The following is a 12,167-nucleotide window of genomic DNA, read 5'->3' as shown; positions in this document are numbered from 1 at the left end:
AAAAGGGATCAGTCCCTTCATCACTTTGAAGTGATGAGGGACTGATCCCTTTTTCCTTGCCAGCTGTCGCGTCGCTGCAGTTCGGCGTCAATGGCGTTCAGAACGGTCCATTTGTCTACGCTCCACATGGGACCGATCATTAAGTTGATAGGTCCGTCGCCGGTAATGCGATGGATGACCATTTCTGGCGGCAAAATTTCCAGCTGGTCGCAAACGAGGTTAACGTAATCGTCGAGTGATAGAAATTCGAGCAATCCTTTCTCGTATTGCTTGACCATTGGTGTGCCTTTTAATAGGTGCAGCAAATGAATTTTTATCCCTTGCACATCAAGACTAGCCACTGCTTGAGCAGTTTCCATCATCATGTCCGGTGTTTCAAGAGGAAGGCCGTTAATAATATGAGAGCAGACACGAATGTTATGCTTACGCAATTTTTCTACACCTTCCACGTAAGTAGAAAAGTCGTGTGCCCGGTTAATAAGAGCCGCTGTTTTTTCATGGACAGTCTGCAAGCCGAGTTCTACCCATAAATAAGTCCGTTTATTGAGTTCAGCCAAATAGTCAACGACATCATCCGGAAGGCAGTCTGGACGGGTGGCGATAGACAGGCCGACTACTCCTTCTTGTTTCAGAACGGTTTCATACTTTTCTTTTAATACTTCTACCGGAGCGTGGGTATTTGTATAAGCTTGAAAATACGCCATATATTTGCCATCTTTCCATTTGCGGTGCATTTTTTCCTTGATATCGCAGAACTGCTTTTCCAGACTATCAGTCCGGCTGCCGGCAAAGTCCCCGGAGCCAGCTGCACTGCAAAAAGTACAGCCGCCGAATGCGACCGTGCCATCACGATTTGGGCAGTCAAACCCGCCATCCAGTGCTACTTTAAATACTTTGTGTCCAAAGTGATGGCGTAAATGGTAATTCCATGTATGGTAACGTTTATTGTCACTTGCATAAGGAAACGGATTCATGTTTATTCTTCTCACCTCTCTGCTGCATAAAGAAAATTTTATCATGAGTAGTCGAGAGAAAGCGAGCTCCATTTTAAGGGGATTAGTCAGAATTTTAAGTTCAGCAAACAGCTTGAAAATATTGGGTAGGCATTCTACAATACTATTTTGGCACTCGAAATAATTGAATAAAACAGGAGGGGATACAGTATGCCAAAAGCAGTTTGGCTGCTAGTAGTCGGCATGGTGATTAATGTGACAGGTGCTTCATTCTTATGGCCTCTCAATACCATTTACATACATGGTGAATTAGGGAAATCCTTGTCAGTCGCAGGGATTGTTTTAATGTTAAATGCTGGTGCTAACGTTGTCGGCAACTTGCTCGGCGGGGCTTTCTTTGACCGGCTTGGCGGCTATCGAACGATCTTACTTGGAGCAGGCTTGAACCTAATGGCGATGGCAGGCATGACAATGTGGCATGGCTGGTCCCATTATGTAATCTTTTTAACGATTGTTGGCTTTGGAACAGGAGTTATTTTTCCGGCTGTCTATGCGCTTGTCGGTGCTATTTGGCCGGAGGGAGGACGCCGTGCCTTCAACGCTATTTACATCTCACAAAACGCGGGAGTGGCGCTAGGGTCTGCCATGGGTGGATTCGTTGCTTCCTTTTCATTTAATTATATCTTTATGGCGAACATGCTTATGTTTGCTGCTTTCTTTCTCATCGCCGCTTTTGGCTACCGTCAGATGGCCAATGTTGCGGGAGTACAGACAAATATCATTGCGGAAAATGGAAAAGTAAAAAACCGCAGCAAGCTTACAGCTCTTTTTATATTATGTACAGCTTATATGCTTTGCTGGGTTGGCTACGTACAGTGGCAATCGACTATTGCAAACTATACACAAGAAGTTAATATCAGCTTAGGAGAATATAGCTTTTTGTGGACGATTAACGGTTTGTTCATTGTATTTGGCCAGCCACTCGTTAACTTTTTCGTCCGGACTTTCCAAGATAACTTGAAAAAGCAAATGGTGATTGGCATTATTATTTTCATGGGATCATTCGGGATTACGGCCTTTGCGAGCGACTTTAAAGGCTTTTTAGCAGCGATGCTTATTTTAACCGTCGGTGAGATGTTCGTCTGGCCGGCTGTGCCAACCGTAGCCAGTCAGCTATCCCCTAAAGGGCGGGAAGGATTTTATCAAGGGATCGTGAATAGCACGGCAACAGCCGGGCGGATGTTTGGCCCTGTGTTTGGTGGAATCCTCGTTGACGTATACGGCATGTCGGTGTTATTTGTGACTTTGATGGCATTCTTGCTTGTTAGTATCAGCTTAACAATGGTTTACGACCGTCCGCTGAAAAAAAGAAAAGAAGTCCCATCTCCTTCCATATCTGCTCTTTAAGCTTGCAACTGTGGGCAATTTTGTCTAAAATAGTCGTAGATTGAATAAGCAAAAGATGATGACAAGGAGTAGTAATGATGACTTTCGGCTCTAGAGAGCTGGCGGTAGGTGCAAGCCAGTCCGAAACCTCATGAACTCGCCTTTGGAATTGCAGGTGCGAATCATAATTAGTAGTGCCTGCCGCTGATCTGCGTTAAAGACATAAAGCAGGGTGCCGATTGAGGGCACTAATCTGGGTGGTACCGCGGGAACTATACTCTCGTCCCAATTATGGGGCGGGAGTTTTTTAATATTCAACATGGAAGGGTGTTACAGATGAGTTTCGATCATCAGCAGATTGAAAAGAAATGGCAGCATTATTGGGAAAACAATAAAACGTTTAAAACAACTGAAAAACAAGAACAGCCTAAATTTTACGCGCTTGATATGTTTCCTTATCCATCAGGAGCCGGCCTTCATGTCGGCCATCCGGAAGGTTATACAGCAACAGATATTTTATCGCGCCTGAAGCGGATGCAAGGCTACAACGTTCTTCATCCGATGGGGTGGGATGCGTTTGGTCTGCCGGCAGAACAGTATGCACTAGATACAGGAAATGATCCAGCAGAATTTACTGAACAAAACATTAATAACTTCCGCCGTCAAATTAAGTCACTCGGCTTTTCTTATGATTGGGACCGGGAAATTAATACGACAGATCCAGAGTATTATAAATGGACGCAGTGGATTTTCCTGCAGCTTTATAAAAAAGGCTTAGCTTATATTGATGAAGTAGCGGTTAACTGGTGTCCGGCTCTTGGAACAGTACTTGCCAATGAAGAAGTGATCGATGGCAAGAGTGAGCGGGGAGGCCACCCGGTTGAACGCCGTCCAATGAAGCAGTGGATGTTAAAAATTACAGCATATGCTGACCGTTTACTAGAAGATTTAGAAGAGCTCGACTGGCCGGAAAGCATTAAAGACATGCAGCGCAACTGGATCGGCCGTTCAGAAGGAGCAGAGGTGACATTCGCGATCGATGGCCATGATGAAACATTTACGGTATTCACGACGCGTCCAGATACACTTTTTGGAGCTACATACGCTGTTTTAGCGCCAGAGCATCCATTTGTAGCGAAAATTACAACGGATGAACAGAAAGAGGCTGTTGCTGGCTATTTAGACAACATTAAAGCGAAAAGTGATCTTGAACGTACAGACCTTGCCAAAGAGAAAACAGGTGTTTTTACGGGTGCGTATGCCATCAACCCAGTAAATGACGAGAAAATGCCGATTTGGATTGCGGATTACGTATTAATGAGCTACGGAACAGGTGCAATTATGGCGGTGCCTGCACACGATGAGCGTGATTATGAGTTTGCTAAAACATTTGATCTGCCGATTAAGGAAGTAGTGGCTGGCGGAGACGTTGAAAAAGAAGCGTATACTGGTGATGGAGAACATGTAAACTCTAACTTTTTAAATGGCTTAAATAAAGAAGAAGCGATTCAAAAAATGATCGAGTGGCTTGAAGAAAATGGTATTGGTACGAAGAAAGTAACATACCGTCTTCGTGATTGGCTGTTCAGCCGCCAGCGTTATTGGGGAGAGCCGATTCCAATTATCCATTGGGAAGATGGCACAATGAGCACAGTTCCGGAAGAAGAACTGCCGCTTATGCTTCCCGTTACAACGGAAATTAAACCGAGTGGAACAGGTGAATCACCGCTTGCTAATATTGATGAGTGGGTTAATATCGTTGATCCGGAAACAGGCAAAAAAGGCCGCCGTGAAACGAATACAATGCCGCAATGGGCGGGAAGCTGCTGGTATTACCTGCGCTTTATCGACCCTCGTAACAGTGAAGCGCTTGCGGCTGAGGACAAGCTAAGAGAATGGCTGCCGGTTGATATTTATATCGGCGGAGCAGAACATGCCGTGCTTCACTTATTGTACGCTCGCTTCTGGCACAAAGTGTTATACGATCTGGGCGTCGTTCATACGAAAGAGCCGTTTCAAAAGCTGTTTAACCAAGGAATGATCCTTGGCGAAAATAACGAAAAAATGAGTAAATCAAAAGGAAATGTTGTCAATCCAGATGAAATCGTAGAAAGTCATGGAGCGGATACACTTCGCCTATATGAAATGTTTATGGGACCGCTTGATGCTTCTATTGCCTGGTCTACAACTGGTTTAGATGGTGCTCGCCGCTTCCTTGACCGTATTTGGCGCTTATTCATTCAAGAAAATGGTGAATTGAGCGAAAAGATTACTGATGCGGGCAATGAGCTTGAAAAAGTATACCATCAAACGGTGAAAAAAGTGACAGAAGACTATGAACACTTACGTTTCAATACCGCGATTTCTCAAATGATGGTGTTCATTAACGAGGGCTATAAAGCAACTGCGATTCCTAAAGAATATGTGGAAGGCTTTGTTAAATTACTTTCTCCAGTGGCTCCGCATTTAGCAGAAGAAATGTGGGAAAAGCTAGGACATGAAGGGACGATCAGCTATCAGGCATGGCCGACATACGACGAGTCTAAGCTTGTAGATGACGAGGTAGAAATTGTTATTCAGGTAAATGGCAAAATGAAAGCAAAATTAATGATCTCTAAAGAAGCAACAAAAGAAGAGATGGAACAAATTGCAATGAACGACGAAAAAGTACAAGAACAAATTGCCGGCAAAACAGTGCGCAAGGTCATTGCCGTACCAGGCAAGCTCGTGAATATCGTAGCGAACTAAAGAAAGGGTGGGGAATATGGAACCAATTCCACAAATTACACCAGAAGAATTGAAACAAAAACTAGCTAATAGAGAAAAATTAGAGATTGTTGATGTGCGTGAAGACGAGGAAGTGGCTGGCGGAAAAATTCCAGAAGCTAAGCACATCGTCATGGGAACTATTCCAGAGCATTTAGATCAGTTTGATAAAGACAAAGAATACATTTTCGTTTGCCGTTCTGGCCGCCGCAGTGAAAACATCTGCTACTATATGCAAGATCAAGGTTTCAAGGTCCGCAATATGACAGGCGGCATGCTTGAATGGACGGGAGAAACAAAATAAAGTGATCAGCTGTCCCCTATTAATAAGGGGACAGTTTTTTGTGGGAAAATGAATGATCCAGCTAATGTTATCTGGAATGAGAGCGGCTATATCTATAGATAAGTGGGCGATATCAAGAGTCGGGTAGAATATATCAGGACTAAAAAGCTTATATCATGACTTATGCGTTAAATATTGAGAATCAGTCATACTTCGATCTATTTAACACATGCTAAAAAGGATATTCAGCGAGTGAATATCCTTTTACAAATTTCCGGTGAGGTGAGCGTAATGAGCAGAAAAGATTGGCTTGATCCGAACTCTCAGAAGTTTCACCATAATTGGACGAGACCGAAGCGGACAAATTCACAAGTGAACGGGCACACAGAGGTGTCGTTGCGCACAAGAATTAACCAAAGCGTCTCAAATGAAAACCGGTTTTGTTAGTATAAAGTAAAAAGCAGGGAGCTTTCCCTGCTTTTTTACTGTGCTGCATTTAAACCGGCAAGCCGGCCGGTGATAAGGGCGGAAGTAATATTGTAACCGCCTGTATATCCATGGATGTCGAGCACTTCGCCGCAAAAAAATAAGCCGGGCATTTTCTTAGAAGCCATTGTTTTCGGATCCACTTCTTTAATCGAGATTCCGCCGCCCGTTACAAAGGCTTTTTCAAGCGGGAGCGTGCCATTAACGGCCAAGCGGAATTGCTTGCATAAGTGAGCAAACTGTCGAATTTTTTCTGTGCTGACACCGTTGCCAGGTATTTCTTCGTCGATGCCCGCTTCGGCAAGTAAAAAGAGTAAATAACGCTCAGGCAACAAGCCCTTTAAGATATTTTTTACTGCTTTTTTTGGATGGTCAGCGAGCAGCTGGCGAACTTCCTGAAATAATTTTTCTTCATTTTTATCAGGCAGGCTGTCAATAGCCATAAACACTTCGCCTGTTTTGCTTTTCTTGAGTGCTTTGATGACAAATTGACTGCAGCGCAGGATTGCCGGCCCGGATAGGCCGAAATGGGTAAAAATCATATCCATTCGATGAGTGATAATGGGCTTGCCTTTAGGATTTAAGACACTGACGGCTACATCGCGAAGTGACAGCCCTTGCAGTTTTTTCTCCTTAATAAAGGGTTCTTCAGAAGTGACCGGCACCTCAGTCGGGTAAAGCTCTGTCACGGTGTGGCCAGCTTTTTCTGCCCACGGATAGGCATCGCCAGTAGACCCGGTATGGGGAACCGAGCTGCCGCCTGCCGCTATGACAACAGAGTGGCTGCGGATAATTTGACCATCCCGTAAAACAATTCCAGCCGTACGGTCATTTTCAAAGAGAAGGTCAGCTACCGCTGTATTGACCCGAATCTCAATATGGAGTTCCTTCATCCGGTTAAGCAGGGCATCCACGACTGATTGGGCCTTATTGCTTACTGGGAACATACGCCCATGATCTTCTTCTTTAAGAGCGACACCCAAGTTTTCAAAGAACCGAATGATGTCTTCGTTATTAAAAATGGAGAAGGCACTATATAGAAAACGCCCGTTACCGGGGATATGCTTAATAATCTCATCAACAGGCAAACGGTTTGTCACATTGCAGCGGCCGCCGCCTGATATCGCGAGCTTCCGTCCAAGTTTGCTGCCTTTATCAACAAGTAATACACGTGCTTTTTGCTCACCTGCTGCAATCGCTGCCATTAAGCCGGAGGGACCGCCGCCGACGATAATTACATCATACTCCATTATGGACACCCTTCTTTCTTGAACAATTCTTTTCATAGTAGTTGATTTATTCACTAGTTGTCAATCATTACAAAAAAGAGAACCGCTAGGGGGTTCTCTTCAAAGATTGTAATAAAGTCTACTTTGTATACCGTCAGGCTGATTGAAAGCGTTTGTCTTTCGAGACGCGAAACCTGGCGAGGAGCGGAGTGACCATCAGGGTCATGAGCACCGCAGACAGGCGAGCAACGAAGAAAGCGAGCGTTTGTCAACAGCCTGAAAGAGAACCGCTAGAGGGTTCTATTCATTAAGGTTTTGCTATTCCTTTCTTTTTAGAAGGCAGGAAGAAGGCGAGCAGCAGAGCAATACCTGCCAAAACGGTAGCTACGACAAAGGCATCATTAATCCCTTTAATCGTTGACAGTTTCATGCCTTCACTATACAGCGTGAGAATAGACTTCATATAACCAGATTCTCCGCCGCCAAATGCTTGGCTTAAGGCAGCGACTTTATTTTGAATAAAAGAATTCGTCGTCGTAACCTGGTTTTCATAATCAGCCATATGGAAAGAACTTTGTCTCGTCATAATCGTAACGAGAAAAGCTGTTCCAATTGAGCCAGCAACTTGGCGAATCGTATTAGACATCGCTGTGCCGTGAGCGATTAACTTCATTGGCAGCACGTTCATTCCAGCTGTCATAATCGGCATCATGATAAGGGACATCCCAAATGAGCGCAAAATGTAAATCATGAGAATGCTGCGGTATGGAGTGTCGGCTGTCAAATGGGTAAATTCATAGGTTCCATATGTTGTAATCGCCAATCCAACCACAGCAAGCCAGCGAATGCCGTATTTATCGAATATCTTCCCGGCAATGGGTCCCATCAGCCCCATAATCAAGGCACCAGGAAGAAGCAATAAGCCTGATTCCATTGGTGTAAACCCGCGGATATTTTGCAAATAAACAGGCAAGAGCAGCATACCGCCGAACAATGCCATCGTAATGATGGAGTTGATCAGAAGGGTAAAGGTGAACATATTAAATTTAAATACATTCATGTTAAGCATAGGTGTTTCTGAAACAAGCTGTTTCCAAACAAAGATCACGAGAGAGATAATCCCAATAATAATCGATAAGATAACCTCTGCGCTATCCCATCCATTGTTGCCGGCTTCACTAAAGCCGTATAGCAAACCGCCAAATCCGATAGAAGAGGTAACAAGGCTGAACACATCAAGTTTCAAATCAACTGTTTCACTCTTAAGGTGGAATAGGCGGGTCGCCAGAAGGATATCCACTATACCGAGAATGAACATGCCATAAAACATAAGATTCCATTCATAATGCTGGATTACCCACCCCGTAAGCGTCGGGCCGATCGCGGGAGCAAGAATCATCGCAATCCCCATTGTTCCCATGGCAGCTCCGCGCTTTTCTGGAGGGAAAAGCGTCATAAAGACATTTGTTCCAAGCGGCATAAGTACACCTGCACCGATTGCTTGAATAACACGGCCGATCATCATGATTGTGAATGTTCCGGAAACAGCACAGATGAGAGAGCCAATTGTAAAGGAAAGCATAGATAAAATAAAGAGCTTTCGAAAACCGTATTTTAGAATTAGAAAGGCACTGATTGGGATCATGATCCCATTGACAAGCATAAAGCCGGTCATCAACCACTGAGCCGTACTTGTTGATACATTAAAGTCGCTCATCATAACGGGCAGTGCCACGTTAATTAATGTTTGGTTTAAAATTGCAATAAACATTCCGAATAATAAAACGGCCAGAACAGCTCCAGTTCGCTTTTTAGGTTCTTCTTCTGGAGAATGAATTTCACGGGCTACTTCAGCCCCTATTTCTTCCTGAGCTTCTTCCTGAATGTTTTCAGGCTGTATTGTTTTCGAAGAGATGGTTTCCTGCTGGACAGCAACAGCTGCTTGTTGAGATGTTTCTGCTTCTATAACAGGCAAAGCTGTTTCTTTTTTTCTGCGTTTCGCGGCTAGACGCTTATTAACAAAAGCGACCACAATAACGGATAAAATAACGTAACCAATTAGAAAAGCTGATGCCATTTATCCCTCCTCCTTATTTGTGAATGCGAACGGAAACATTCATGCCGGGTACGATATCCAATGATTTTTGATCGTTAATTGAAATGGTTACCGGCACGACTTGTGTAACTTTCGTATAGTTAGCTGTTGAATTGCTTGATGGCAGCATAGAGAATACATTCGCTGTCGCAAGACCAATTTTTTTCACTTTTCCTGTTAATGTTGTATCAGGATACGCATCTACATAAATATCTACTTTTTCACCAACGGAAAGATCTTCAACTTTTGTTTCATCTACATTTGCTGTTACCCAAAGGTTATTTAAATCATAAGCATAAGCAAGTGGTGTACCTGCAGCCGCCATGCTGTTTTTAACAGCTTTTTCTTCAACAATTGTTCCATCTTGTGGCAGAGTAACCGGAACTTTTATTGTGCCTGTTCCAGTAGGAGACTGAGTTTCAACTTCACCAAGCTTAGTGCCAGCTCTGTATTTCTTGCCGAATTCTGCATTCCAGCTTACGAGCTTCCCAGCCGCTGGAGCAGCAACTGCCATTTGTTGGCCGTCAATTTTGGCGTTATCCGTTTTTACGTAGTTATTGGTCTGAGTGAAAAAGTAATAACCGAGAAAACCGCCGCCGATTAAAATAACAATCGTTAAAATGTTTAAAAAAATGAGCTTTTTTACATTCACTTCGATACAACTCCTTTAAATGTTCATAACATTAATAGTTAACTTTATTAACTATTAATCAAAAAAATCATTGAATCTTTTTAAATAATTCAATGAATGTGTTGAGCTCTTCCGGTGTGAGCTGCCCAAACTTTTCATATAGAAACTCAACGTTTTTCTCTTTCAGTTCATTGGTGAGTTCTGCCCCCTTTTCAGTCAGGGAAATCTCAACGATCCTTCTATCTGTTGTGGAACGTTGGCGCCTAATCAGTTCTTTTTTAACGAGTGAGTCCGTTAAATTTGTGATATGACTGACAGATACACTGAGCTCTTTTGAAATTTCTGTGACTGTTTTTACATCCGGAGAGGAGAGCAACTTTAAAACAGAGTATTCGTTATTTGTAAGCTTATCACCAATCATAACCGACAGTTCACGCTTAAATGACCTGAAAGATGCCCGTAGGACAGCCGCCAGTTCATTCATTTTCTCTTTCGTGTGCCGATTGTTCTCCATGATCATCCTCCTTGCGGCTTTTTGCACTAGCCTATTCTAAAAGAAAATACTTAACTAAGTCAACTATTTACTTTGTTAAATAATAAAATTTTTGTTTAATAAATTGCTTGAACGGTAGGAAAGAGGTAAACTGATTTTTAGCATTTGCATTTATTTTAGAAGAATGGAAAGGGAATCTTTATGTCTTCGAAGTTGATTAGAGGAACATTCATTTTAACATTAGGAACATTTATCTCAAAGTTTCTCGGATTGTTTTATGTTATACCATTTTACTCGATTGTTGGAGAAGAAGCGACATCATTATATCAATATGGATATGTGCCGTATACCATCTTCATCAGTATAGCGACAGCTGGTGTACCGCTCGCTGTATCTAAATTTATTGCCAAATATAATGCGCTTGGTGAGTATGCGGTTGGCCGTCGGTTGTTTAAATCGGGACTTATGATTATGTCCATTACAGGCTTCTTGTCATTTCTTATTATGTATGCTTGTGCTCCGTGGTTCGCGAGCATTATGATCGTTGACCAACAACAAATTTATACGGTAGAGGAAGTAACGTATGTTATTCGTGCGGTCAGCTTTGCTCTTATTATCGTTCCGTTTATGAGTTTAATGCGTGGCTTTTTCCAAGGGCATCAGTCTATGGGGCCATCGGCTGTCTCGCAAGTTATTGAACAAATTGCCCGTATTGTCTTTTTACTTGCCGGTGCTTATGTCGTTTTAAACATATTAAAAGGGACGGTTGTGGAAGCGATTGGCGTTGCCACCTTTGCTGCGTTTGTTGGAGCCGTATTCGGTTTGCTTGTGCTGTTTTGGTACTGGAAGAAGCGAAAACAGCATTTGGATGAACTGCTCAAGCAGGACGAAAGCAAGGTAGAGGTGAAGCTGTTCGATATTTACAGCGAGATCGTCGTCTATGCCATTCCGTTTATTTTCGTTGGGATTGCCATTCCGCTTTATCAGCTTGTTGATACAGTGACATTTAACCGAGCGATGTCAGCCATCGGACAGGCAAAAGTAGCGGATACAGTTTTCGGAATCGTCAATTTCAGTACGCAAAAAATTGTTATTATTCCTGTTTCGTTAGCAACGGCTTTTGCCATGACGCTTGTGCCGCTCGTTACCAGCTCTTTCGTATCGGGTGAAGCCGATAAGGTAAAAAGGCAGCTAGATCAGACGTTTCAAGTGCTCTTGTTTTTAACTGTTCCGGCTGTTGTAGGTATTATGCTGCTGGCCGAGCCTTTTTATACAGCCTTTTATGAACATAGCAGTCTAGGTACAGATATTTTACGGACTTATGCGCCTGTTGCGATCTTGTTCGCTCTCTTTACCGTAACTGCTGCTATTTTACAAGGAATCAATGAACAGCGCTTCACTGTGCTGAGCCTGCTGTTCGGTATTCTGTTAAAATTTGCGCTTAATATTCCGCTTATTAAATTGTTCCAAGGGGAAGGCGCTATTTACGCAACAGCGATCGGATACGGTGCTTCCATTATTATTAACCTGCTTGTGATTAGATACTATGCCGGTTACTCGCTTCGGTCTATCGGAGGGAAGATCGGTCAGATTACCTTATTTAATTTGATTATGGCAGCTGTCGTGTTTGGTGTGTATGTTGTTCTCCATCCGCTCTTTGCTATCGATAGCAAAATTCAGAGTACGCTTTTGATCGCGATTTGTGCGACAGTCGGAGCAGTCGTTTATTTCTTCTTAAGCTTCCGGACTGGTTTGGCGAATGACTTGCTTGGCGCAAGGCTTGATCGGATAAAAAATAAATTTAGAAAAGCAAAAGCTTGAATGATGGACGAGAAAAGCAGGCTT

At 43.1% G+C, this 12,167-nt stretch carries 10 protein-coding genes and 1 other annotated feature; of the genes, 5 read left to right on the top strand and 5 right to left on the bottom strand.

Translation table 11 applies throughout. The features are described from left to right. Positions 1-20 precede the first annotated feature (20 nt). On the bottom strand, positions 21-974 hold the full coding sequence (locus AC623_RS15195; protein ID WP_049663875.1) for a TIGR01212 family radical SAM protein: 954 nt from the start codon (positions 972-974) through the stop codon (positions 21-23). Between the two features lie 189 nt (positions 975-1,163). Between AC623_RS15195 and AC623_RS15190 the strand changes: the two genes are divergently transcribed. From AC623_RS15190 to AC623_RS21175, 4 genes are all read left to right on the top strand, one after another. Further along, the gene (locus AC623_RS15190) at positions 1,164-2,360 is read left to right on the top strand and encodes an MDR family MFS transporter (RefSeq protein ID WP_049663873.1); all 1,197 of its coding nucleotides are present in this window, start codon (positions 1,164-1,166) and stop codon (positions 2,358-2,360) included. Positions 2,361-2,409: 49 nt separating this feature from the next. Further along, positions 2,410-2,630 (top strand) — a binding site (T-box leader). A 45-nt stretch (positions 2,631-2,675) separates the two neighbouring features. Next, on the top strand, positions 2,676-5,087 hold the full coding sequence (gene leuS, locus AC623_RS15185; protein WP_049663871.1) for a leucine--tRNA ligase: 2,412 nt from the start codon (positions 2,676-2,678) through the stop codon (positions 5,085-5,087). A 16-nt stretch (positions 5,088-5,103) separates the two neighbouring features. After that, positions 5,104-5,409, top strand: a complete 306-nt coding sequence (locus AC623_RS15180) for a rhodanese-like domain-containing protein (protein ID WP_049663868.1) — start codon at positions 5,104-5,106, stop codon at positions 5,407-5,409. A gap of 270 nt (positions 5,410-5,679) precedes the next feature. Next, positions 5,680-5,835, top strand: a complete 156-nt coding sequence (locus AC623_RS21175) for a YpzG family protein (protein WP_077247147.1) — start codon at positions 5,680-5,682, stop codon at positions 5,833-5,835. A gap of 35 nt (positions 5,836-5,870) precedes the next feature. Here AC623_RS21175 and AC623_RS15175 read toward each other — a convergent pair whose 3' ends face one another. The 4 genes from AC623_RS15175 to AC623_RS15160 all read right to left on the bottom strand — a co-directional run bounded on the left by AC623_RS15175 (position 5,871) and on the right by AC623_RS15160 (position 10,343). After that, positions 5,871-7,124, bottom strand: a complete 1,254-nt coding sequence (locus tag AC623_RS15175; RefSeq protein ID WP_049663865.1) for an NAD(P)/FAD-dependent oxidoreductase — start codon at positions 7,122-7,124, stop codon at positions 5,871-5,873. Between the two features lie 286 nt (positions 7,125-7,410). Then, positions 7,411-9,180, bottom strand: a complete 1,770-nt coding sequence (locus AC623_RS15170) for a DHA2 family efflux MFS transporter permease subunit (protein WP_049663863.1) — start codon at positions 9,178-9,180, stop codon at positions 7,411-7,413. Positions 9,181-9,193: 13 nt separating this feature from the next. Then, complete coding sequence (locus AC623_RS15165; RefSeq protein WP_049663861.1) at positions 9,194-9,850, bottom strand: HlyD family secretion protein; 657 nt, start codon at positions 9,848-9,850, stop codon at positions 9,194-9,196. A 67-nt stretch (positions 9,851-9,917) separates the two neighbouring features. Next, a complete protein-coding gene (locus tag AC623_RS15160) occupies positions 9,918-10,343 on the bottom strand; it encodes a MarR family winged helix-turn-helix transcriptional regulator (RefSeq protein WP_049663860.1) in 426 nt (141 codons plus the stop codon). A gap of 180 nt (positions 10,344-10,523) precedes the next feature. Here AC623_RS15160 and AC623_RS15155 point away from each other — a divergent pair, with 180 nt between their 5' ends. After that, complete coding sequence (locus AC623_RS15155) at positions 10,524-12,143, top strand: putative polysaccharide biosynthesis protein (protein WP_049663858.1); 1,620 nt, start codon at positions 10,524-10,526, stop codon at positions 12,141-12,143. Positions 12,144-12,167 lie beyond the last annotated feature (24 nt).

It is taken from the genome of Bacillus sp. FJAT-27231, assembly GCF_001183975.1.
In the GTDB taxonomy this organism is placed as follows: domain Bacteria; phylum Bacillota; class Bacilli; order Bacillales; family Domibacillaceae; genus Pseudobacillus; species Pseudobacillus wudalianchiensis.
The sequence above is the reverse complement of the archived record's forward strand: the minus strand, read 5'-3'. Positions and strand labels throughout refer to the sequence as shown.